At 68.8% G+C, this 22,757-nt stretch carries 18 protein-coding genes; 12 read left to right on the top strand and 6 right to left on the bottom strand.

Features of this window, described 5'->3' with window-relative positions:
* The first annotated feature begins 43 nt into the window (after positions 1-43).
* Entirely contained in the window at positions 44-574 is a 531-nt protein-coding gene (locus ACSG06_RS10425; RefSeq protein WP_440990189.1) for a 50S ribosomal protein L16, read from the top strand.
* 18 nt (positions 575-592) lie between these two features.
* On the opposite strand, the gene ACSG06_RS10420 is transcribed toward ACSG06_RS10425, so the two are convergent.
* Entirely contained in the window at positions 593-1,237 is a 645-nt protein-coding gene (locus ACSG06_RS10420; RefSeq protein ID WP_440990188.1) for a DUF7344 domain-containing protein, read from the bottom strand.
* Positions 1,238-1,487: 250 nt separating this feature from the next.
* On the opposite strand from ACSG06_RS10420, the gene ACSG06_RS10415 reads away from it, so the two are divergent.
* The gene (locus ACSG06_RS10415) at positions 1,488-2,315 is read left to right on the top strand and encodes a DUF8054 domain-containing protein (protein ID WP_440990187.1); all 828 of its coding nucleotides are present in this window, start codon (positions 1,488-1,490) and stop codon (positions 2,313-2,315) included.
* Between the two features lie 214 nt (positions 2,316-2,529).
* Here the strand turns inward: ACSG06_RS10415 and ACSG06_RS10410 are convergent, their stop codons facing one another.
* Together ACSG06_RS10410 and ACSG06_RS10405 are read right to left on the bottom strand one after the other, a co-directional pair.
* Positions 2,530-2,847: an RPA12/RPB9/RPC11 RNA polymerase family protein gene (locus ACSG06_RS10410; protein WP_440990186.1), complete on the bottom strand. Its 318-nt coding sequence runs from the start codon at positions 2,845-2,847 to the stop codon at positions 2,530-2,532.
* Between the two features lie 222 nt (positions 2,848-3,069).
* A complete protein-coding gene (locus ACSG06_RS10405; protein WP_440990185.1) occupies positions 3,070-3,597 on the bottom strand; it encodes a DUF7344 domain-containing protein in 528 nt (175 codons plus the stop codon).
* Between the two features lie 548 nt (positions 3,598-4,145).
* On the opposite strand from ACSG06_RS10405, the gene ACSG06_RS10400 reads away from it, so the two are divergent.
* From ACSG06_RS10400 to ACSG06_RS10370, 7 genes are all read left to right on the top strand, one after another.
* Positions 4,146-5,471 carry a choice-of-anchor W domain-containing protein gene (locus ACSG06_RS10400; RefSeq protein WP_440990184.1) on the top strand — a complete coding sequence of 442 codons (1,326 nt, stop codon included), beginning with the start codon at positions 4,146-4,148 and terminating at the stop codon, positions 5,469-5,471.
* Between the two features lie 93 nt (positions 5,472-5,564).
* Positions 5,565-7,022, top strand: coding sequence for a vWA domain-containing protein (locus tag ACSG06_RS10395; RefSeq protein WP_440990183.1), 1,458 nt, complete (start codon positions 5,565-5,567; stop codon positions 7,020-7,022).
* A 136-nt stretch (positions 7,023-7,158) separates the two neighbouring features.
* Positions 7,159-8,688 carry a vWA domain-containing protein gene (locus tag ACSG06_RS10390; RefSeq protein ID WP_440990182.1) on the top strand — a complete coding sequence of 510 codons (1,530 nt, stop codon included), beginning with the start codon at positions 7,159-7,161 and terminating at the stop codon, positions 8,686-8,688.
* Positions 8,689-9,103: 415 nt separating this feature from the next.
* Positions 9,104-9,844, top strand: coding sequence for a hypothetical protein (locus tag ACSG06_RS10385; protein WP_440990181.1), 741 nt, complete (start codon positions 9,104-9,106; stop codon positions 9,842-9,844).
* A complete protein-coding gene (locus ACSG06_RS10380; protein WP_440990180.1) occupies positions 9,841-11,007 on the top strand; it encodes a hypothetical protein in 1,167 nt (388 codons plus the stop codon). Before ACSG06_RS10385 ends, ACSG06_RS10380 begins: the two co-directional genes overlap by 4 nt.
* Positions 11,004-12,281 (top strand): signal peptidase I, encoded by a 1,278-nt coding sequence (locus ACSG06_RS10375; RefSeq protein WP_440990179.1) that lies wholly within the window; start codon positions 11,004-11,006, stop codon positions 12,279-12,281. Before ACSG06_RS10380 ends, ACSG06_RS10375 begins: the two co-directional genes overlap by 4 nt.
* Complete coding sequence (locus ACSG06_RS10370; protein WP_440990178.1) at positions 12,271-13,365, top strand: hypothetical protein; 1,095 nt, start codon at positions 12,271-12,273, stop codon at positions 13,363-13,365. Before ACSG06_RS10375 ends, ACSG06_RS10370 begins: the two co-directional genes overlap by 11 nt.
* A gap of 15 nt (positions 13,366-13,380) precedes the next feature.
* Here ACSG06_RS10370 and ACSG06_RS10365 read toward each other — a convergent pair whose 3' ends face one another.
* Positions 13,381-15,501 (bottom strand): histidine kinase N-terminal 7TM domain-containing protein, encoded by a 2,121-nt coding sequence (locus ACSG06_RS10365; protein WP_440990177.1) that lies wholly within the window; start codon positions 15,499-15,501, stop codon positions 13,381-13,383.
* 115 nt (positions 15,502-15,616) lie between these two features.
* On the opposite strand from ACSG06_RS10365, the gene ACSG06_RS10360 reads away from it, so the two are divergent.
* From ACSG06_RS10360 to sucD, 3 genes are all read left to right on the top strand, one after another.
* Complete coding sequence (locus ACSG06_RS10360) at positions 15,617-16,096, top strand: cupin domain-containing protein (RefSeq protein WP_440990176.1); 480 nt, start codon at positions 15,617-15,619, stop codon at positions 16,094-16,096.
* Between the two features lie 111 nt (positions 16,097-16,207).
* On the top strand, positions 16,208-17,359 hold the full coding sequence (gene sucC / locus ACSG06_RS10355) for an ADP-forming succinate--CoA ligase subunit beta (RefSeq protein ID WP_440990175.1): 1,152 nt from the start codon (positions 16,208-16,210) through the stop codon (positions 17,357-17,359).
* A complete protein-coding gene (gene sucD / locus ACSG06_RS10350) occupies positions 17,356-18,225 on the top strand; it encodes a succinate--CoA ligase subunit alpha (protein WP_256300390.1) in 870 nt (289 codons plus the stop codon). The genes sucC and sucD overlap by 4 nt, the downstream gene beginning before the upstream one ends.
* A 338-nt stretch (positions 18,226-18,563) precedes the next feature.
* Here the strand turns inward: sucD and ACSG06_RS10345 are convergent, their stop codons facing one another.
* Entirely contained in the window at positions 18,564-20,741 is a 2,178-nt protein-coding gene (locus ACSG06_RS10345; RefSeq protein WP_440990174.1) for a hypothetical protein, read from the bottom strand.
* Positions 20,742-20,818: 77 nt separating this feature from the next.
* The gene (locus tag ACSG06_RS10340) at positions 20,819-22,702 is read right to left on the bottom strand and encodes a prolipoprotein diacylglyceryl transferase (protein WP_440990173.1); all 1,884 of its coding nucleotides are present in this window, start codon (positions 22,700-22,702) and stop codon (positions 20,819-20,821) included.
* Positions 22,703-22,757 lie beyond the last annotated feature (55 nt).

Raw genomic sequence — 22,757 nt, 5'->3', positions numbered from 1 at the left:
CGAAAGTACTTTACCGGCGTAGGCGCGAGGCTACGCCAAGACCATGTCCGATAAACCGGCGTCGATGTACCGGGAGATCTCCAAGCCCGCGTACACACGACGCGAGTACATCACCGGCATCCCCGGCTCGAAGATCGCACAGCACAAGATGGGCGACACCGCGAGCGACCCCGACGACTGGCCGGTCCAGATCTCGCTGGTTCTGGAGGAGGAGTGCCAGCTGCGTCACGGCTCGCTGGAGGCCTCGCGCCTCTCGGCGAACCGCCACCTCATCAAGACCCTCGGCGAGGGCAACTACTACATGATCCTGCGCAAGTTCCCGCACCACGTCATCCGCGAGAACAAGCAGGCCACCGGTGCGGGTGCCGACCGTGTTTCGGACGGTATGCGCCAGGCCTTCGGCAAGATCGTCGGTACAGCAGCACGAGTTCAGAAGGGCGAGCGCCTGTTCACCTGCTGGTGCACCGTCGACCAGGCCCCCGAGGTCAAGGACGCCTTCCGCCGCGCCTACAACAAGATCTCCCCGCCGTGTCGCGTCGTCGTCGAGCGTGGCGAGGAGAAGCTCATCGCGTAAGTTCGCGGCTCGTTTCTCTCACCCGGTCCGTCGCCAGAACTGCCAGTCGCGCGTCCGTGCGGCGTTCCGGTCGGACCCATCCGCCTCGGCCGCCAGCCGCTCGCTGCGGAGATGCACACCCGCGGTGACCGCGAGGACGCCGGCGAACAGCCCGCCGTAGACGAATCCGGGCATCGACCCGAGCGGCGGCACGCCGAGCCAGCCCAGCGCGACGACGACGGCGAACGAGGCCGCGAGCGCGATGTACCGCATGCTCCAGACGGGGGCCGACACGGTGGTCTCGACGAGCTGCTCGTCCAGGTACGGTGCGAACGCCGCGGTCGCGTCGGTCCGCGCGACGGTGCCCCTGGACTTGTCGTAGTCGACGACGCCGTTCTTCGCCATGGTCGGCAGGTGCGTCTGGACGAGCGAGGTGTAGACGCGCTTTCGTTGCTTGTACTCGAGCGACGGGACGGGGACGTTACACTCCCGCGCGGCGACGTAGGCCGTCAGCTCGCGGACGGTCAGTTGCTCAGACGCCAGTAGCGCCCGCAGGACGGACCGGCGGCGGTGGTTGCTCAACGTCTGGTACACCACGTCGGTGCTCGGCTGTCCATTCGTCGACAGTTCGGGCGACTCGGGTGCGCCGTCGCTCCTCCCCTCACCTTCAGCTATACTGTTCATTGTTCCCCCTGTATACTAAAGGTACTTTATCAGTATTAACCGTGCCGGTGGTCCGCACAGTCGTTGTCACGGTGCGAGAATCGAGCGACCGGGGCGAGAAAACGTACCCTTCGGAACGACCAGAAGCGCAAATTTCCGCAATCCGGTCACGCGTCCGTACCGGCGGTACTGCTGTCATACCTATGTCGCTCAGAGGTGTAATCCTACCGAGGAATCGGCGCATCGAGCGACCGTTCCGGGAGAACATACGATGGAAGGGACGACAGCAAGGAGGGGGAGAGGATCGATATTCGACCAGCTGCGGCGCCCGGAGTACACGGGCGAGAACCGCTGCATACCGTGTACCGTGACGAACCTCGGTATCGCGGGCGTGCTCTCGGCGGGGGCGTTCCTGCTCTCGCCGGTGCTCGCCGTCGGGGTCGCGCTCGTCTCGGTAACGGCGATCTACCTGCGGGGCTACCTCGTACCGGGCACACCCGAACTGACGAAGCGGTACTTCCCGGACTGGCTGCTGGCGTGGTTCGACAAGGGACCGGCCCGGTTCGACGCCGAGTCGTTCGCGGTCGAGGAGCTGCTCGTCGACTCCGGTGCGGTCGCGCCGGGCGAGAGGGACCTCGAGCTCGACCGCGAGTTCGCCACCGCGTGGTACGCGGAGATGGAGCTGCTCACGGACAAGCCGAGCCAGCGTGCGGCGCTGGCCGCGCTCGCGGACCTCGACGTCGAGCAGATCCGGCTGGACGCACGCCCCGGCCGCTTCGTCGCGTGGTACGACGGCGAGTGGATGGGACAGTGGGAGTCCCGTGCAGCGTTCGTCGCTGACATGGCGGCAGCCCCGGTGTTCGCGGCCCGACTCGACGACTGGGAGGCGATGCCCGTCGCGTACCGGAGCGAGCTGCTGGCCGGCCTCCGGATGTTCCTGGACCGGTGTCCGACCTGCGACGGCGACGTCTCGTTCGGGACGGACGTCGTGGAGTCCTGCTGCCGGTCGTACGACGTCGTGGCTGCGAACTGCGAGGGCTGTGACGCCCGGCTGTTCGAGCTGCCCTTCGACGAGTCGATGGCCGCGACGCCGGCCTGAGAGGCGATCTTCTGGCACTCGAATCCCGTGGTTTCATCCGGGTTGTTGGCTGAGTGGACTGGTTGGGAGAGACAGGGACCTGACATCCCGCTACGAGCGAGTCTCTCCGTGGCCTCGTCAGGAACTGGAGACAGCGGTTCCAGGCAGCGATCGTCTTTTCGTGTCGGAGACGTCGACCCGACGCTCGCTGCGCCTGTTTTCACGAACTGTCACGTCAGGACTCGCGCCACTTCCGGCCGCACTCGACGCAGGTGAACAGCCGGACCTCGTAGGAGCCGCCCGGCTTCGGCATCATCTCGGAGGAGGCCCGGTCGCTGTCGCAGTCGCGAGCCGGACAGGGCTCCTGTACCGTCTCGGTGCTGCCCTCGGTCGCGTCGGCCACGTCGGGTGGCCCGTCGTCCCGCTGTCCATCGTGGGTCGCCATCGCCGCTTCCGCCTGCGAGTCCCGCGGCGCTTCGTTCTCACAGGAGCGACACACCCACGTATCGCCTTCCGTATGCATCAACGAACCGCACTCGCCACAGAATTGCATATACAGGCAGTAAACGGGGTGTCAGGTATAGGTGTTAATCTCCGAACCATCGTGGATTCCGGAGCCTCGGTTCCCGGTACTCGACGAGCAGCAGACGCGTCGGTGATCCAGCAGGACTCGACGGGTACAGACCGTCGCCGAGAGAGGTCCAGACGGTCCAGTCGTCGCTGTCCCTCTCTCCGGGTTCACCGATAGAACTGAATCGCCACGAGAAACAGTAATTCAGAACAGCGCGCGCAGCAGACCCCGACGCTGTCCCCAGAGCTGGTAGGCCGAGGAGACGGCGAACGTCGCGAGGAAGGTCGAGGCCCAGGCTAGCGGCGGAATCGCGGAGACGACCGGCACGTTCGCGAGGGCGGCGACGACGAGGAACAGCCCGAAGACGCCGAGCGCGCGGTAGTACTCGGCCCAGGTCACGCCGAAGACGGTCGTCATGGTCATGTAGCGCTCCACGTCGCGGGCGGAGTCGAGGAGCTCGACGAGCTTGCGGTCGGCGTCGTACGCCAGCACGCCGGCCGCGTCGAGCATCGGGAGGTGGGTCTGGTGGAGCGAGACGTACACCGCGTGGCGCACGGCCCGCGGGGCCGGTGACTCGCCGGACTCCACCGTCGCGATGGCCTCTGCGAGGTCGCGGAGGGCGACGCTCTCGTCGTGGCGGCGCAGGTACTCCAGCGTGTAGCGGCGGCGTGGGTTGCTGAGAATGGCGAACACGTCCGAATCGGATACTGTGCGTGTCTTGTTGAGTAACATTGTCCCCCCATGACGCCCCGGTAGCGTCGTCGGGAGTACAGTACACGCGTAGGGGGGATAGGTATGGGGAGCGGACACCGGTCGTTCGGCCGTCGCAAGGGCCGACTGTAATGGTCTGTTCTCGGAGAGGTTCGAGGTCGAGAAACGGCAGGCGTCTCTATCCGGTCGCATTACAGTCAGTACGGTCGCCGTGTCGGCCGTGGGAGGATTCGACGTGGAAACCGATAGCAGAGGCGGTCCTAACGTGTCCGACGACCCGTGTCCGGCCACCATACCGGTCGCGGCAATTTCGGTGGTAGCAACAGCGGACCGGAACGCAACGGGACGCTGAGAGGACGAAAGTAGAGCATAAGTAAGTCGATAGGTGTCGGAGGGTAGGTTGGCCCGTCGAAGGGGGAGCAGCCACACCGAGGGCATCGGGGAGCGACGCACCCTCGCTATCCCCGACCCGTGTGGGCTGCATACGAAGACGGGCTGCAATCGACCTGGAGTGGGACAGACGGTTCGACTCCGTCACCAGGTCTTCCCCACAGGGGGGGAACACACCAATGACAACCGACAGACAACACATCACTCGGCGTACCGTACTCGCAGGCCTCGGCACCGTGGGCGTCGCCGCCGCGGGCGCGGGTCTCGGCACCACCGCACTGTTCAACGACCGCGAGGGGTTCTTCGGCAACACGCTCACCGCGGGTTCGCTCGACCTCCTGCTCGACTACAAGGCGACCTACGACGGTCCCGACGGCAACGTCGTGCTCGGACAGGTCCCGACGCCAGCCGAGGCGCAGGCGTGGGAGGACCAGTTCGGCGGCGAGATCGACTTCTGTTCCGAGGAGGGCCAGGCCCTGCTCATCAACGGTGACGAGATCCCGGTCTTCGAGCTGGACGACGTCAAGCCCGGCGACTCCGGCGAGGTCACCGTCAGCCTCCACATCTGTGACAACCCCGCGTGGGTGACGATGTCCGGCTCGATGTACGACAACCTCGAGAACGGCCAGACCGAGCCCGAGCTGGCCGACGAGGGCGACGACGTCGACGGCGTCGGCGAGCTCGCCGACCTCATCGAGGTCACGATGTGGTACGATCCGAACTGCAACAACGTCCTCGACGACGGCGAAGTGGTCATCTTCGAGGGGAGCATGACCGACGCGTTCGCCGCGCTCGAGGCCGGTGTCGGTCTCGACGGCGACGCCAGCACGCCCGAGTTCGACCCGGTCCCCGGTGCGAGCACGTACTGCATCGGCTTCTACTGGGAGCTGCCCGTCGAGGTGGGCAACGAGGTCCAGACCGACTCCGTCAGCTTCGACCTGGTGTTCGACGCCGAACAGTCGCGGCACAACCCCGCCGTGACCACCAGCCAGGGGAGCGGCTTCGCGCCCCTCGTCGCCGGCTCGTTCGCCCGGGCCCGCTTCGGTGGGACGAACACCTGGGAGCTCGCGGTCGGCCCCGACGTGGTCGGCGCGACCAAGGGCGAGTACGCGTGGACCTCCGGTGCGACGGTCCCGTTCGCCTACGAGTACGACGGCGCCGGCACCGCCTCGTTCACGCTCGACGGCGTCACCATCGCCGACGGCATCCCGGCCCCGACCGGCCGCTTCGCCGTCCAGGGGAAGGTCGACGAGGCAACCATCGCGGTCGACAACCTGGCGCTCAGCGTCGACGGCGACGCGATCAGCCTGGTCGGCCCCGACACCGTGATGGCGTCGAACGACGACGGCGTCGGCCCGCGCGACATCCAGCACCTCATCGTGAACACCAGCGGCGCGCAGGTCTCCGGTCCGTTCAGCGTGACCGGCGACGTGACCGTGACGCTGCAGGGCGACTACGACACCTCCGCCGAGGAGGGTGTCGCCCTCGACCTGGTCTTCGAGTAGCCGCACTGCTCGGACACCGCTGACCCGGAGCGGTCTCTCGCGACGGTTCGACTCCGTCGCCGGGTCGTCCCCTCAGGGGGGAGTAATAGACCAATGACCGACAAGCAACACAACATCTCCCGACGGACAGTCCTCGCCGGACTCGGCACCGTCGGTGTCGCCGCCGCAGGCGCGGGCCTCGGCACCACCGCACTGTTCAACGACCGCGAAGGCTTCATCGGCAACTCGCTCACCGCGGGTTCGCTCGACCTGAAGCTCGACTACAAGGCCACCTACCTCGGTGGCGCGGGCCGCCTCGACGACATCGTCGCCATGGGCTACCCGGACGCCGAGGACCTCGGTGAGGGCCGCTACCTGCTCGACCAGGCACCCAGCCCGGCCGACATGCAGACGTGGGAGGACCTCGTCACCGGCGAGGGGTTCGCGTTCTGTTCCGAGGAGGCCGACGAGTTCCTCGTCAACGGAGACGACATCCCCGTCTTCACGCTCTCGGACATCAAGCCCGGTGACTGCGGTGAGGTCACCATCAGCTTCCACATCTGTGACAACCCCGCGTGGCTCGACCTCTCCGGGTCCGTCTACGCGAACAACGAGAACGGCCAGACCGAGCCCGAGCTCTCCGCGGAGGGCGAGGACACCACCGGAATGGGCGAGCTCGCCGACCTCATCGAGGTCTGCGTCTGGTACGACGAGGACTGTGACAACGTCTACGAGCCCGGCGGAGAGGGCGAGTCCGGCGAGCTCGAGGTCGCACTCGTCAGCGACGTCTCCGGCTCGATGAGCGGCCCGAAGATCGACGCGCTCCGGACCGCCGCACAGGACTTCGTCGACAACCTCGCCGGGACCGACGAGGCCGCAGCGATCTCCTTCAGCGGCGGTGCGACGCTGGACCAGGAGCTGACGACCGTCTACCAGGACGTCAAGGACGCCATCGCGGCGTACACGGCCGGTGGCAGCACGAACATGACCGCCGGCATCTCGCTTGCCAACCAGGAACTCATGACCGGCTCGAATGCCTCCGCAGGCGCCTCGAAGGTCATGATCGTCCTGACCGACGGTGTCGTCAACAGCCCGACGAACGCCGAACAGGCTGCGACCGATGCGAAGAACGACGGTATCCGCATCTTCACCATCGCACTCGGTGGCGACGCCGACGAGGCGTTCCTCGAGAACGACATCGCCAGCAACCCCGGGGACGCGTTCATCGCGCCCGACCCGGCCGACCTCGACACCATCTACGAGGAGATCGCCGTGCTCGTCCTCGAGGGCGAGAAGGAGATCATCTGTGGCACGATGGCAGAGGTGTTCGCCGAACTCGCGGAGGGTATCCCGCTCGACGGCGACCGCACCTCGGAGGAGCGCGACCCGTACGCAGCCGTCACCACGCAGTGCATCGGCTTCGAATGGTGCCTGCCCGCCGAGGTGGGCAACGAGGTCCAGACCGACTCTGTCATGTTCGACCTCGTGGTCGACGCCGAACAGTCGCGCCACAACCCCATGGGCGACATGGGCGACAACAACAGCACCGGCGGCAACAACACCACCGTCTGAACAGACCGACGACTGAACTGACTGCCTCGACCGTCGTGCTTGGGGGCGCGACGGTGGCCCACCGGTCACAGGGACCGCGACGACGGTTCGACTCCGTCGGTGGGTCGTTCCCCGTAAGGGGGGAGTACACACAACAATGACCGAAAAACAGACATACGACATCACCCGGCGGACGGTCCTCGCCGGACTCGGAACGGTCGGTGTGGCAGCCGCGGGCGCGGGCCTGGGCACGACCGCACTGTTCAACGACCGCGAGGGCTTCGTCGGCAACAGCCTGACCGCCGGTCGCCTCGACCTCCAGCTCGACTACAAGGCCAGCTACTACGGGCCGAACGGCTGGGAGATAATCGGTCAGGCGCCGACCGAGCAGCAGCTCATCGACCAGGGCCTCATCGGCATGACCGACGGACCGATGACCTGGGAGGAGCGCGCGGACCTCGGGTTCGCCTGTGACACCGAGGGCTTCATCGACGGCGAGGAGATCCCGGTCTTCGAGCTGGACGACGTCAAGCCCGGCGACTGCGGTGAGGTCACCGTCAGTCTCCACATCTGTGACAACCCCGCCTACCTCTGGATGCGCGGGAGCGTCTACGACGACGTCGACAACGGGCTCACCGAGCCCGAGGGGGAGGTCGACGACTCGCCCGACGTGGGCGAGCTCGCCGAGAACATCGACGTGACCCTCTGGTACGACGAGGACTGTTCGAACACCATCACCGAGGGCGCCGGCACGAGCGACATCCTCATCGTGCAGGACATCTCCGGCTCGATGGAGTACAGCCAGTACGGCGGCATCATCTCCGACGGCCAGGGTGGCTCGACCACCAAGCTCGCCGTCGCGAAGGACGCCGCGGGCGACTTCGCCACCATCGTCTTCGACGAGACCGCCGACACCGAGATCGGCGTGTTCACGTTCGGGAACGAGGACTACATCGGTGACGCACAGGCACCCGGCGTCGAGTTCGGCCCCTCGGGAGTCGAGGCCGACGTCCAGAACGCCATCTCCAGCATCGCGGCAGTCCCGGAGGGCGTGACCGGCACGGCCCTCGGGCTCGCGGTGCAGGAGGGCGACAACTACCTCAGCGCCAACGCCCGCTCGGGCGCCCAGAAGATCATGATCCTGCTCACCGACGGTGAGCAGTTCGAGAGCAACGTCGACGAGCTGCAGGCCGCCAACGACGCGAAGGCCGGCGGCACCCGCATCATCGTCATCGACATCAACGACCCCGGCGCAGGCGAGCCCCAGCTGCTCCGGGACATGGCCGGCACCGCGGTCAACAACCCCGGCGACGGCGACGGCACCGACTACTACAACACGTCGGCCGACGACCTCGCCATCGTCCTCCCGAACATCTACGAGTCCATCATCGAGTCCGTCGTGGTGGGTGAGGTGGTGTTCTTCGAGGGCACCCTGGCAGAGCTCAACGATGCGGCGGCGAGCGGCTTCAAGCTGGAGGCGCTCCCGCTGCTCGGCCAGTCCAGCGAGGACGACGAGTACTGCTTCCTCCCGGGCACCCACTGCGTCGCGATGAAGTGGTGTGTCCCGGTGGAGGTCGGCAACGAGATCCAGACCGACTCCGTGAAGTTCGACCTGGACTTCGCCGCCGTCCAGTGCCGCCACAACGGCGACAACGCGAACCCGTTCGGCAACGGCTCGCCGGCCTGAGCCGAGAACGGGCGGCTCACCCGAGCCACACGATCCATCCCATGATCCCATAGCGAGATGACGGCCCCGCCGCCGTCGTCACCCCACACCGACCCGGAGCGGTCACCACACGACGGTTCGACTCCGTCGCCGGGTCCTCCCCGCGGACGGGGACACCTCTCGACGAGCCACGAACGACGCTACCCCCGACAGCGTCGTCGGTGTCGCTTCGGGCATACGGTTTCAGGGTCGCCGTACCGGACGGCAGGGTCGCCCGACCGCTCACGGAGCGGCCGGTAACGGTCCGTATCCCGGTGGCGGGCGACCCATACCTAAGCCCGTCGCTGTCCTCTCGACAGGCGAGATACGACGACGAGTGGAATCGGTCCGTCGTCGAGTCCGACACGCCGCCTGGGGGGCGGCAGGGGGGAAACACGTGACATCTACACAGAAACAACTGAATCGACGCGACCTGCTCGCCGGCATCGGCGCCGGTGCGGTCGGGCTCGCCACGCTCTCCGGAGTGTCGGGCGCGCTCGGCTCCAGCCCGGCGTACACGCACTACACGTACGCGGCGCCGAACTCGCTGGTCAAGGTCGCATGGTTCGAGACGTACAACGGAGACGTCCTCGAGGTACAGAACGGGTCGGCGGTGACCAACGGAACCACCGTCCTCGACCCCGACGAATCGCCAGCGTACGTCGACGGCGTCTCCGGCCCCGTCGTGACGCTCGACAACCTGCTCCCGGGCGACGAGGGCACCCTCGTCGTCGGGTTCGAGGCAGTGGACACGCCGGCTCAGGTCCGTCTTCTCCCGCAGCTCACCGCGACCGCCGAGAACGACATCGTCGAACCGGAGGTCGTCGCGGGCGACACGACGACCGACACCGGCGAGCTGCAGGACGCCCTGCTCGTCGAGCTCTGGCGTGATTCGAGCCTGCTCGGCGGCTGCGATGGCCGCCGTGGGTTCGGTGACACCACCATCACGACCGGCTCGCTCCAGCAGGTGAGCGACCAGTACGGCCCCGAGGGCATCGACGTCGGCTGTCTCGAGGGCGGCGAGAACCGCTGCATCGGGATGGCCTGGCGGTTCGACCCGGCCAGCGCCGACACCCAGACCGACAGCGTCACGTTCGACCTCGTCTGCGAGGCGGTCAGCTGTGGAGGTGCGCAATGAGCGGCCTCACCCGGCGGGAGATCCTCGTCGGCGCGTCCGTCATCGGTGGCGCAGGTGCCATCTCGACGGCCAGCACCTACGGCGCGCTGGCCGATCTGGAGCGGTTCACCGGGAACTCGCTGCAGGCCGGCCTGCTCGACCTGCTGGTCGAGTGGGAGCACGGCGACGACACCGGGGCCAGCGACGGTCAGGTGTCCATCGACCTCGGCACCCTCACGCCCGGCAGACAGGGCTACGTCACCTTCACGGTCGACCTGCCCGAGTCCGACGACGGCGTCAACAACCCGGCGTTCACCTGGCTGCGGACGTTCTGCCCGTCGACGACCGGGCGGCTCGCGGGCGCACTCACGCTCAGCCTGCAGTACGTCGACGAGGCCGGGCTGTCCCTGAGCGACCCCCTCTTCGAGGGCACGCTCTGTGACATCGCCCGGACGTACCAGACCGGCCTCCCACTCGACCCCGCGTTCGACCCGACCGCGACCGTCCCCGGCTGCCTGAACGCCGTCGAGGATGGCCCGCTCCACCTCCGGCTCGACTACGAGCTCGCCGACGACTACGTCGGGGAGGAGACGGTCGGACTGGCGTTCGAGTTCGCCGCGGTCGCCTGTCGCCACGCGGACCCCACCGAGGACGGCCCGTTCGCGGGCGTCACGGCGGTCGACTGCTACTGCGGCCCCGACAGACACGGCGTCAGCTACGTCGAGGTGTACGTCTGCGAGGACGGTGCGCCCGGCTGTCACTGCGTCCTGCTCGGGAAGCTCGAACTCGACGACAAGCTCCCCGAGAACTGCGGTATCGGCACGGCCGACACGCTCGGGAACAACTACATCGAGCCCGGGCGCTACACCCTCCCGGTCGACGACGACTGCGAGGACACCGGCTACGACATCGTCGTGACCGAGACGGTCACGAAGCCCGACGAGAACGGGGGTCGCGACGAGGTCGTCGCGCTCGCGTTCCACATCGAAGGTGACGGCGACACGCCCGACCCGACGCTCTGTCAGGTCGCTATCAAGGGCGGCCGCGGCGTCGCCTACTACGGTCCCGAGGACCTCGACAGCAACGGCACGGACGGCGTGCTCGGTGCCCCGGAGGTCGACGACGACGACGCCGGTGGTCCGCCAACCAGTGGGACCCCCGGCAACGGAGGTGGCCGCCGATGACGCCCGAGCTGACCCGCGGGGGTGTGCTCCGGGCCGTCGCGCTGCTACTCGTCATTGCACTCGTGGTCCCGTTCGTCGTCTTCGCCGTTCCGCAGGTCGCGGGCGGTGACGCGAGCTTCGTGGTGATTTCCGGCAGCATGGAGCCCGCAATCTCCGTCGGCGACGCGGTCGTCGTCGCGGACGTGAACGGCGACGACGTGCGCGTCGGCGACGTCATCACGTACGTCACGGCGGACCGCTCCGCGCCGACGACCCACCGGGTCATCGAGATCCAGCAGACCGCCACCGGGCCGGCCTTCGTCACACAGGGTGACAACAACGAGGACCCCGACGCGAGCACCGTCACGCCCGACCGGCTGGTCGGCCGCGTGATACTCACCATCCCGTACATCGGGTACGTGGTCGAGTTCGTCGGGACGACGACCGGCTTCGCGCTGCTCGTCGCGGCACCCATCGCGCTGCTCGTCCTCACCGAGCTCTGGGCGTTCCTCAAGCGCGCCCGCGAGGAGGGCGACGAGAGCGCAGACGACGAGTCCGTCGCCGACGCTGTGGCCACCGTGGCCGCGTCCGAGGCCGACGACGAACCCGACGGCTGGAGCATCAGCGTCCGCGACCTGACCGTCACGATGGCGGTCGTCGGCGTCGCGGCCGTCTACTCCGGTGTCGTGGCCTATCTCGTCTACGACGGGTCGGTCACCTACCTGCGGCTGCTCCAGCTGAGCGTCTCCGCGTTCGCGGCCTTCGCGGTCGCCTTCGCGGTGCTGCTCGGGATGCGGCTGTTCGTCGAACCCACGACGGAGCCCGCGGTCGCCGCCGACGGCGGGGTCCTGCGTGGCTCGCTCGACGAGACGACCCGGTCGCTCCCCACGGTCACCGTGGCCAGCGTGGCGGAGCTCCGCGCCATGGCCGCCGGGGCCGGGCGCTGGCTGGTCCACGACGAGACCGACGACCGCCTGAGCTACTCGGACGGCACGATGCTGTACGTCTGCGACGCGCCGCTCGACGACGTCGACGAACCGGCCACCGCCGCGGACGAGGAGTCCGTGACCGACGAGGCGACCGACGCCGAGGAGTCGCTGCTCGGCGAGGCGGACGACACCGCACTCGGCGAGAGCGACGGGGAGAGCGAGTGGACCGTCGTCGACGACGCGGTGGACACCGAGGAGGCCGCGTGGACGGCACTCTTCGGCGACGCGTTCGACGCCGAGGACGGGGAGTACACGTTCCCGACTCGCGACACGCGGGCCGACGGAGGTGAGGACAATGCGCGGTAGACTCAGCCCGGTGCTGGTCGTAGTCGCCGCGATGCTCGTCGTGCTCGCTGCCGTCGCCGGCGGCAGCGTCACGCTGGGGCTGTTCGCGGACCGCGAGAACCTAGACGTCTCGGTCAGCGGCTCCGGGGCACCCGCCCCCGACACCGGCACCGTCCAGGTCACCGGCTCGAACCACCCCGCCTGGGCGGACTCGGTCCGGGTACTCCACGACGGCGACGACGTGGCCGTCGTGTCCATCGTCACCGACACGGGCGGCGTCGTCGAGTTCACCGTCTCGCGCGTCGTGGACTCGCCCGCGACCGTGATGGTACGGCTCGACGCGCTCGCCGCCGTCGGGATGGACATCACGGCGTTCCAGCTGCTCGTGGACGGCCAGCAGTCCCCGTACAGCATCGTCGACGCGGACGGCTACTCGTGGGCCACGTTCCACATGGCCTCGTTCTCGACCCACGCGGTCGGGTTCGAGTCCCTCGCGCCCACCGTCGGCGACGCCGGGAACGAGACCGTCGACGACAGCGTCGACAACGGCACCGTCGACGACAGCGGTGACAATAGCACCGTCGACGACAGCGTCGACAACGGCACCGTCGACGACAGCGGTGACAATAGCACCGTCGACGACAGCGTCGACAACGGCACCGTCGACGACAGCACCGACAACAGCACCGTCGACGACAGCACCGCCGGCGACGTCGGGAACGAGACCGTCGACGACAGCGTCGACATGCCCGTGAGTGACACCGGCGACAACACCTCCACCGAGGAGCCCGCGCAGGAGCCCGTCGACGGTTCCGGTGACGACGTCTCCGACGGCGACGATGGCACCGTGGACGACGGTTCCAGTGCCGGCGATGCTACCGATAGCAGCACCGACGACGGTACCGAAAGCGGTTCGGACGACAGCACGGACACCGGTACTGATTCCAGCACCGGTACTGGGAGCGAGACCGGCTCCGACGGCACGGACGGCACCGACAGCGGCGTCGACGGCACCGATACTGGCACCGACAGCGGCGTCGACGGCACCGACGGCACCGACGGCACCGACGGCAGCGCGGGAACCGTCGACCAGGCAGCAGCCTGACGTCGTCGGGACAGCTCAGTTCTTCGTGACGAACTCGACGCGAGCGCCGCCACCGTCCGTGTCGGCGAACTCGACGCTCCAGCCGTGGGCCGCCGCGATGTCGGCGACGATGGCCAGCCCGAGGCCCGTGCCGTCGCCCTGCGAGGTGACACCCGGTTCGAACGCGCGGGCACCGATCTCGGCCGGGAGGCCGGGGCCGTCGTCCGCCACGTAGAACCCCTCCTCGTCCTGAAGCAGGCCGACGGTCACGGTGACGCTGGCGTCGTCTGCACCGCTGTCCGTCGTTCCTGCGTCGTCAGCTTCTTCCTCCGATTGGGCCCCGGTGGCGTGCTCGACGGAGTTGCGGAAGAGGTTCTCGAGCAGTCGTGCGAGCTGGTCCCTGCCTGCCTCGACGGTCGTGGAGTCGACGACGACGAGCGTCGCGCCGTCGGTGTCGACACCGGCCCAGGCGGCACGGGCGATGGACTCCAGCTCGACCGGCATCGTCTCCCCGATCTCACCGCCCTCCCGGGCGAGCGCGAGCACGTCGTCGACGATGCGGGTCATGCGGTCGTGGCTCGCCGAGACCTCCGCCAGGTACTCCCGGTCGGTCTCGTCCCCGACGCGGTCCTCCAGCAGTTCGACGTAGCCCTCGGCGACGTTCAGCGGGTTGCGGAGGTCGTGGCTGACGACGCTGGCGAACCGGTCGAGGCGTTCGTTCGTCGCCGCCAGCTCGCGTTCGCGCTCGATGCGCTCGGTCACGTCGCGGGTGTTGATGACGATGCCCTCGACGGTGGGGTCGTCGAGGAGGTTCCGGGCGACTGATTCGTGGACCCGCCAGGAGCCGTCGGCGTGCTGGACGCGGTACTCGACACGGTCGATGGTCCGGTCCTCCGCGACGCCCTTCGCGAACTCCGTGGCCAGTTCGGCCTGGTCCTCGGGGTGGATGTAGTCGAAGGCGTTCCCGCCGACCATCTCCTCGGGCTCGTAGCCGAGCACCTGCTTCGTCGACGGACTCTGGTACCGGACCGTCCCATCGACGTCGAGGACGGCGACGATGTCGGAGGCGTTCTCGATGAGCGTCTGGAACCGCTGTTCGGCCTCCCGGGTATCGGTCACGTCGCGGAGGACGAGCAGTCGGCTCGCGTCGTCTCGCCCCACGGAGGAGACCGTCGCGGTGACGAACCGGCGGTCGGTGCCCTCGCCGACGACGAACTCGGCGAGCTCGTCCCCGGTGCCATCCTCGGCGAGCACGTCGGCGTCGGCCGGGAGCACGTCAGCCACGGGCGTGCCGACCGACAGCGACGTCGAGAGCAGGGCTTCGGCGGCCGGGTTGGCGTCGACGACGCGGTTCACGTCGTCGAGGACCACGTAGCCGTCGCGCATCTCCTCGATGACGGACTCGCGAGCGACCGGTACCACGTCCAGCAGGCGATACCGGGTGATCGCGAGCCAGAAGGCGACGCCGGAGACGGTGAACGCCGACCCGGTCAGGTTCAGGTCGGGGCCGACGCCGGAGAGGTGTGCGACGTTCGTGACCAGCGGGACCAGCGCGCCGACGGTCAGGAGTGCGGCCTGCCCGCGGAACGTGGTGTCCTGCGTCCGGGACCGGAACAGCAGGACGTAGGCCCCCACGAGCACGATGACGTACGAGTAGAGCGCGTGGAAGACGTACATCGGGCCGAGTTCGCGTTCGAGCACGGGTATCGAGCCCAGGGTCGTGGTCAGGTCGCTCCCAGACCAGAGCAGTTCGTGCCCCCCCGTGGTCAGGGCAACCAGGGTGAGCACGATGGGTTCCACGGCCAGCACCGCGTACGTCCGGCGGTTCAGCCACCTGTCCCGTCCGGCGTAGCTGAGCGCGAACAGCAGCCACGCCAGCGGGGGGACGATGGTGACGATGTTCAGCGCGGCCTCCAGGGCGACCTTGCGCTGTTCGTCGACGAGAAGCAGCTGGACGCCGTCGCCCAGCGACCAGATGGCCGCACCGAACATCAGCAGCGAGAACAGCGAGAGCAGCCGTCGGTTGCCGGGCTGCTCACGGGCCACGAACAGCGCGTAGGTGCCGAGGCCACCCGAGAGCAGCGCTGATCCGACGAGGAGCACGACGAACGCGACGTGGGTGGCCGTCATGCTCTCGACGGCGACGAAGGTCGGCACTAGTATCACCCGAAGGTTCGTGTGGGTGAACTTATGTTCGGTGGCTAGCAGTGGTCGGGTCGGAGTGGGAGGAAGCGCACCCAACGGTTAACCCCGGCACCGCCGAAACCGGGCCATGGAACGGCTTTCCGTCGACGACCGGCCCGCGAAGGCGACGGAGGGTGGCGCGGTACGACGCTCGCTCTCCGACCCACTCGGCACCGAGGGGCTCTCGCTGAACCGCTATCGTGTCCCGGCCGGTGAGCGACTGAGCCTGTCCCGGCACGCCCACACGGACCAGGAGGAGGTGTTCGTCGTGCTCTCGGGAGAGGCGACCTTCGAGACGCGTGACGGCGAGGTGTCGGTCGGTGAACGCGAGGCGGTCCGGTTCGGCCCCGGCGAGTTCCAGTGCGGGCGGAACGACGCGGCGGCCGACCTCCTCGTGCTGGCGCTCGGCGCGCCCAGGGACGCCGGGGAGACGCGTATCTCGTGGACGCCCGACCTCGGTGACGTGGCCTGCCCGGACTGTGGGCACGACGCGATGCGTGTCGAGGCGACCGACGACGGCGCGGTGCTCGTCTGTCCCGAGTGCGACGCCGAGTGGGACCCCGACTGAGTCCGACACCGGCAGCTCGGCGGGCTTCCAGCGCGGGCCAGTCTCCCGCAAGCGACCGACGGTTTCGACACTACTAACTCCGGGTCCGCGAAACTACCGACCGAGCCAACAATGAAACTGCACGAGTACCAGGCGAAGCAGGTCTTCGCCGACGCCGGTATCCCGACGCCGTCGTCGACACTCGCGGACACTGTCGACGACGCCGTCGCGGCGGCCGAGGAGATCGGCTACCCGGTCGCGATCAAGGCGCAGGTACAGGTGGGCGGACGTGGGAAGGCGGGCGGTATCAAGCTCGTCGACGACGCCGACGAAGCCCGTGAGGCCGCTGACGCTATCCTCGGGATGGACCTCAAGGGCATCCACGTCGACCGCGTCCTCGTCGAGGCGGCCGTCGACTTCGTGAACGAGCTGTACGTCGGCGTCACGATGGACCGTGGCGAGGGCAAGCCCGTCGCGATGGTCTCGACGCGCGGTGGCGTCAACATCGAGGAGGTCGCCGAGGAGGACCCCGACGCCATCGTCCGCGAGCACGTCGACCCCTCGTTCGGGATGCACCCGTACCAGGCCCGTCGCGCCGTCTACGAGGCGGGCGTCGAGCGCGACGTCGCACGTGACGTCGCCAGCGTCCTCCAGACGCTGTACACGCTCTGGGACGACCGGGACGGCGCCGACGCCGAGATCAACCCGCTGATGGTCACGAGCGACCGCGAGGTCGTCGCGGCCGACGCGGTCATGAACATCGACGAGGACGCGTTGTTCCGCCAGCCCGAGCTCGCCGAGATGGAGGAAGAGGCCGCCGCGGGCGGCGACGACCTCGAGGCCAAGGCCGACGAGTACGGCTTCGACTACGTGCGTCTCGACGGCAACGTCGGCATCATCGGCAACGGTGCCGGTCTCGTCATGACGACGCTCGACCTCGTCGACTACTACGGCGGCGAGCCCGCCAACTTCCTCGACATCGGTGGCGGCGCGAAGGCCGAGCGCGTCAGCAACGCGCTCGACATGGTGTTCTCCGACGAGAACGTCGACTCGGTCGTCTTCAACATCTTCGGCGGCATCACCCGCGGCGACGAGGTCGCCCGCGGCATCAACGAGGCCCTCGAGGGCTTCGACGAGATCCCCAAGCCGGTCGTCGTCCGCCTCGCGGGCACGAACTGGGAGGAGGGGATGGAGATCCTGAACAAGGACCTCGTGCAGGTCGAGGAGACCCTGGAGGACGCGGTCCAGCGTGCGGTCGCCAACGCGGAGGAGGTGGACAAATGAGCGTACTAGTCGACGACGACACCCGAGTGGTTGTACAGGGCATCACCGGCGGCGAGGGCAAGTTCCACGCCGGCCAGATGATCGAGTACGGGACCAACGTGGTCGCCGGCGCGGTCCCGGGCAAGGGTGGACAGGAGGTCCACGGCGTCCCGGTCTACGACACCGTCGACCAGGCGGCCCGCGAGGAGGACGCCGACGCGTCCGTCGTGTTCGTCCCGCCCGCGTTCGCGGCCGACGCCATCTTCGAGGCGCTCGACTCCCCCGTGGACCTCGCCGTGGCCATCACGGAGGGCATCCCGACGCAGGACATGGCCCGCGTGAACAAGCGCCTCTCCGAGGTCGACACGCGACTCATCGGCCCGAACTGCCCGGGCATCATCACGCCGGGCGAGGCGAAGCTGGGCATCCTGCCGGGCAACATCTTCGAGGCCGGCAACGTCGGCCTCGTCTCCCGCTCCGGGACGCTCACGTACCAGGTCGTCTCGAACCTCACCGAGCGCGGTATCGGCCAGACCACCGCAATCGGCATCGGCGGCGACCCCATCATCGGGACGGACTTCGTCGACTCGCTCCGGCTGTTCGAGGACGACCCCGACACCGACGCCATCGTCATGTGCGGTGAGATCGGTGGCGAGGACGAGGAGGAGGCAGCGGCGTTCATCGACGACTACGTCGACACGCCCGTCGCCGGCTTCATCGCGGGCCGCACCGCCCCGCCGGGCAAGCGCATGGGCCACGCGGGTGCCATCGTCTCCGGCTCCGGCACCGGCACCGCGCAGTCGAAGATCGACGCGCTGAACGACGCGGGCGTCCCCGTCGGCGACACTCCCGAGGAGGTCGCCGACCACATCGAGAGCTTCCTGTAGGCTCCGAACGCCGCGTCTCGATTCACCGGACCGTTCGCGGTCACGTTCTCGTCGCCGATACCCTGCCGAGAGTGACGTGAACACCGCACCGGCGTGGTACTATCTAACACGTCACCGGTGCGGATCGTATGGACACCCGAGACTCGGCGGTATGCACGTGCCATCTGCTGGGACGAGGAGGTCGCCGTGGTCCTGGGCGGAACGACCTCGATCGCTGGCCGGAGAGCTCGGACGACGAGACCGACCCCGACGAGCTCTACGAGCACGGCCGAACGGCACTGGAGACGAACCACGGACGCGAGCCGCCGGTTCGGGGCGACACGGTCGTCCCCCGTCCCTCAGAACAGGTTCCGCAGCCACGCCGCCAGCCTGCCGAGCGGTCCGCGTCTCTCGGAGTCGCCGTTCTCCCCGAGGCGTCCAACGATGACGTCGTCGTAGTCGGCGTCGGCCTCGGCGTCCGCGAGCGCGCTCTCGTCCGGGTCGGCGAGCAGGTCGGCGTCGATGGGGTCGTCGGGCGAGATGTCGGGCTGCCCGGCCGGCTCCTCCGTCGGTTCTTCGACCGGTTCCTCTGAACCAGCCTCCTCCCGACCGCCGGCCGACGGCGAGGACGGCGTCGGGCCGACGCCACCGGCCAGCGGCCCGGCCGTGCTCGTCTCCTCGTCGACGTCGACCTCGGGGATGTCGTCCTCGTCGACGTCGAGATCGATCTCGTCGATGCTCGGGGTCGCCGTCGGCTCGTCGGCGTCGATGGAGTCGTCCATCTCGCGCGGTGGTTCGGCCGGCGGCCCCGTCGGTTCTTCGGTGTCCATCCCGGTGCCCGATTCCACCGTCGTCAGCGCCTCGGCGTCGCCGTCCGTGTCGTCGTCGGGGATGCTCGCCGGGTCGGCGTCCCCAGTGTCGGGGGCGGCCTCGTCCACCGGCGCTTCGGTGTCGTCGTCCGACGCCCCTGTCTCGACGGCAGCCTCCGGCGCTTCTGTGTCGTCGTCCGACTCGCTCGTCAGGGCGTCCGTCTCGGGGACCTCCGTGTCGGGACCGGTGCCCGGGACGGCGGGTTCGTCGGGGGCCGATTCGCCGACAGTCGAGCCGTCTCCGCTCCCGGAATCGGGGAGTGCCACCGGGGCATCCTCGACGACAGTCGTGTCCGCGGCCCCGGCCGTGCTGGTGGTATCGCTCTCGTCCTCTACCGGCAGCTCGTCGGAAGTCTCGCTCGAACCGGGTGACTCGGCCGCCGTCGTCTCCACCTCCGGCGTCGTCAGCTCGTCCGGGTCGAGGATCGGGGCCGTGGCGTCCTCGGTGGGCGGCTCGGTCGACTCGGCTGCAGGTGCTTCCTCCGAGACCTCCTCGACGCCTGGCTCGTCGGCTTCGTCGACGGGTTCCGGCTCGGTGTCGACGGAGTCGAGCACGTCGTCGGTCGCCATGCGTTCGGGGTCCTCCTCGCGGACCGGCGGGTTCGTCTCCTCGAGGTCGGCGAACACGTCGTCCAGTCCGTCCTCGACGACGGTCGTCTTGGGCCCGCCACCGACCAGTCCGGCGGAGCCGGTCGGACGGGACTCGTCGTCGGACGCGCCCGTGGTACTTCGGGTGACCGTCGCCCCGCCGAGGTCGTCGCCGGCCGAGCGCGTCGGCTCGTCGAGGTCCGACAGGAGCGACTCCACGTCGTCGTCGACGCTCTCGTCCGCCGCGGCAGTCGCGGGTGCCGTCGTCCCGTCCTCGGCACCGGCGTCGATGGTCTCGAACACCTCGTCGATGCCCTCGCCCACGACGGTCTCCGGGCCGGACTCCACCTCCATCTCGGTCTCCAGCGACCGCGAGGAGCGGTGGACGCGCGGTCCCGTTCCGACGGACTCCGCGAAGGCGTCACCGGCGACGCTCGCCAGCTCGGAGCCGCGGTCGTGCTGCTCGCGTCCCTCGTCGGCAGCGGCGAAGTCGGCGGGCTGTTCGGCACGGAGCAGCGGTCGGCGGAACACGCGGACGCGCTCGCCGTAGCGCCCCCGGAGGTCGGCGAGGTGGTCGGTCTCGACGCAGACGAACCGCCAGCGCCCGTCGCGGTCGGTCAGCAGCGCGAAGGTCAGCCCGTCGAGGAGCTCGGCGACGGCGGCGGCGAGCGCGGGGTAGTTGTGCCGCCCGAGGTCGGACGCAGGATAGCGGAACGTCGACTCGCGGCGCTCGCCGTCCGGTGCCTCGACGGTGATGGTGATGGGCTCCTCACCGGACAGGTCGACGCGCCAGCCGTGGGCGCGACACGCCTCGTCGAGCTGGCGGGCCGGCGCGTGTGCCCAGTACTCGCGGTCGGCGTCGATACCGGCGACACCGGTCGCGAGCGTGTCGTGCAGTCGCTCGTACAGGGTCGATTCCTCGGCGTCGTCGAACCGGTGGTCGAGGAACTCCTCGAGCGCGAAGCCGTCCGGAAGGGTGTCCTCGCCGTGGGCAGCCAGGATCTCCTCGTCCGAGCGGCCGACCCCGCGCAGGACGGCCACGTACTCGGCCAGCCGCTCGCGTCGGTCGCGGTCGGTCATCGGTTAGATTACGGTTTCGCAACTCACGAATATTAACGTTCGGTACGACCGTCCGACAGGAAGCGAAAACGGGCCGCTCAGAAGATGCCCTTGACCGCGGCGACGAGGCGCCCGACGAAGCCGGGCGAGTCCTCGCTCGCCGCCGAGTCGTCCGTGGACTCCTCGGCCTCCGTGGCCGCGGATCCGTCTGCCGTCGTCGCCTCGGTCGGCGTGGGTTCCGGGGGCTCCGAGGGGGTCGACTCCGCTGTGGCAGCCGGCGAATCGGTCGTCGAAGCCGTCGTCTCGGCGGTCCCGGTCGATCCGCTCGTTGCCGCTTCGGTGACCTGTTCGCTCGTCGACTCCGCGGTCACGCTCGTCGCGTCGGCCGGTTCGCTGGTCGCGTCGGCCGGTTCGCTGGTCGCGTCGGCCGGTTCGCTGGTCGCGTCGGCCGGTTCGCTCGTCGATTCCTCGGTCGCCTCGGCGTCTCTCTCAGCCGGGGTCGCGTCGGCCGTCTCCGCACTCGGCTCCGTACCGGTGGCAGGTTCGCCCGCCGGCTGGTCGTCCGACTCCGCAGCAGCGTCCGCGGCCGAGGGCTCCTCGGCCTCCGTGCGGGCCGGCTCCGGGTCGGCCATGATGAAGCCGTCGTCGTCGACCGCATCCGACGTTTCGGTCTCCGCTGCATCCGCCGTCGGCTCCGCGGTCGTCTGCGGTTCGGGCTCGGCCGCGGACTCGGTCGCTGCCTCCGGCGTGTCCGTTTCGACCGCCTCGGGGCTGGCGGATTCAGTGGCATCGGGTGCGGCAGACTCCGTGGGCTCCGGAGGGGCAGACTCCGTAGCCTCCGGAGCGGCAGCCTCCGTGGTGCTGGGCTCGGGCGCTGCGGACTCGGTCTCGGTCGTCGGTTCCGCCTCGGCCGCCGCATCCGTCGTGGCCGTCTCGGCTCCCGCTGGCTCGCTCGCCTCTTCCGCCACGGCCGCCGGCTCCCCGTCGACCGCCGGTTCCTCCTCCGTCGGCTCCGTGGTCCCTCGCATGAGGTCCTCGACGGACTTGCCCGTGGATTCGATCTCGACCCCGCCGTCGCCACCGGCGGTCGCGTCCTCCTCGATCGTCGAGAAGATGTCCTCCAGTCCGGTCTCGACCGCCGCCTCGGTCTCGGCCGTCTCCTCCGGTTCCTCGCTGGACGACCCCTCGAGGTCGACGTCGCTGAGGTCCGAACCGCCGCTGCCGAGCCAGCCCTCGGTCGACTCGTCGACGCCGATGTCGCCGTCGCTCTCGTCGCCTGCGTCGCTCGTGCCGGTCCCGGAAGCCGTCTCGGCGGCCGGCTCACTGACGGCCTGGCCCGAGGCGAACTCGACGGGCGTGTGCTCGTGGAGGAGTGGTTCGCCGAAACACTCGATGCCGTCGCCGTAGTGCTTCTCGAGCGCGTCGAGCCGGTCGGCCTCGAACAGGACGAACCGCCAGCGGTCGTCCGCCCAGTCGGACAGCATCGCGAAGCTGAGTGGAACGCCATCGAGCAGGTCCGACTGGATGGCCGCCACGAGCGCGGGGTAGTTGTGCTCGTCGAGCGCGGTGTCCGGGTACTCGAAGGTGGTCGTCCGGACGTTGCCGTTCGGGTCCTCGAGGGCGATACGGAACGGCTGGGAGGGTTCCGCCCCGGACGCCAGGGGGTCGCCGTTCCCGTCGAGGAAGTACATCGAGAAGCCGAACGCACCCATCACCGTGTTCAGCTGCTGCGGGACGACCCTGTTCGGGTAGTCACGCGGTGCGTCGATACCCCGCGGTGCGGTCGCGAGGACGCGATGTGTCTGGTCGTAGAGGTTCCGGGGTGTCGGTTCTCCCTCGAGCGATTCCATCACGACTCGGCCCACGGACACGTCGTCGGGTGGGTCGGAGACACCGTACACCTCGCAGATATCATCGTCGGAGAGGCCGCATCGCCGGAGTACGGTGACGTGGTGTGAAACGAGATCCTCGGGACTGCCCATGTCCCAAGTCACCAGTCAACCGTTCTTAGGCGTGTCGGCCAAGCGACCGGCCAGC

It is taken from the genome of Haloarchaeobius baliensis (assembly GCF_052060055.1).
Taxonomy (GTDB): Archaea; Halobacteriota; Halobacteria; order Halobacteriales; family Natrialbaceae; genus Haloarchaeobius; species Haloarchaeobius baliensis.
This window is presented reverse-complemented; position numbering and strand designations above follow the sequence as displayed.

Bases quoted from the DNA above. Each gene is read 5' to 3' on its own strand.
- ACSG06_RS10425 (WP_440990189.1), top strand. From the start codon at position 44: ATGTCCGATAAACCGGCGTCGATGTACCGGGAGATCTCCAAGCCCGCG.
- ACSG06_RS10420 (WP_440990188.1), bottom strand. From the start codon at position 1,237: ATGAACAGTATAGCTGAAGGTGAGGGGAGGAGCGACGGCGCACCCGAG.
- ACSG06_RS10395 (WP_440990183.1), top strand. From the start codon at position 5,565: ATGACCGACAAGCAACACAACATCTCCCGACGGACAGTCCTCGCCGGA.
- ACSG06_RS10405 (WP_440990185.1), bottom strand. From the start codon at position 3,597: ATGTTACTCAACAAGACACGCACAGTATCCGATTCGGACGTGTTCGCC.
- ACSG06_RS10400 (WP_440990184.1), top strand. From the start codon at position 4,146: ATGACAACCGACAGACAACACATCACTCGGCGTACCGTACTCGCAGGC.
- ACSG06_RS10370 (WP_440990178.1), top strand. From the start codon at position 12,271: ATGCGCGGTAGACTCAGCCCGGTGCTGGTCGTAGTCGCCGCGATGCTC.
- ACSG06_RS10410 (WP_440990186.1), bottom strand. From the start codon at position 2,847: ATGCAATTCTGTGGCGAGTGCGGTTCGTTGATGCATACGGAAGGCGAT.
- ACSG06_RS10345 (WP_440990174.1), bottom strand. From the start codon at position 20,741: ATGACCGACCGCGACCGACGCGAGCGGCTGGCCGAGTACGTGGCCGTC.
- ACSG06_RS10375 (WP_440990179.1), top strand. From the start codon at position 11,004: ATGACGCCCGAGCTGACCCGCGGGGGTGTGCTCCGGGCCGTCGCGCTG.
- ACSG06_RS10340 (WP_440990173.1), bottom strand. From the start codon at position 22,702: ATGGGCAGTCCCGAGGATCTCGTTTCACACCACGTCACCGTACTCCGG.
- ACSG06_RS10390 (WP_440990182.1), top strand. From the start codon at position 7,159: ATGACCGAAAAACAGACATACGACATCACCCGGCGGACGGTCCTCGCC.
- sucC (WP_440990175.1), top strand. From the start codon at position 16,208: ATGAAACTGCACGAGTACCAGGCGAAGCAGGTCTTCGCCGACGCCGGT.
- ACSG06_RS10415 (WP_440990187.1), top strand. From the start codon at position 1,488: ATGGAAGGGACGACAGCAAGGAGGGGGAGAGGATCGATATTCGACCAG.
- ACSG06_RS10360 (WP_440990176.1), top strand. From the start codon at position 15,617: ATGGAACGGCTTTCCGTCGACGACCGGCCCGCGAAGGCGACGGAGGGT.
- sucD (WP_256300390.1), top strand. From the start codon at position 17,356: ATGAGCGTACTAGTCGACGACGACACCCGAGTGGTTGTACAGGGCATC.
- ACSG06_RS10380 (WP_440990180.1), top strand. From the start codon at position 9,841: ATGAGCGGCCTCACCCGGCGGGAGATCCTCGTCGGCGCGTCCGTCATC.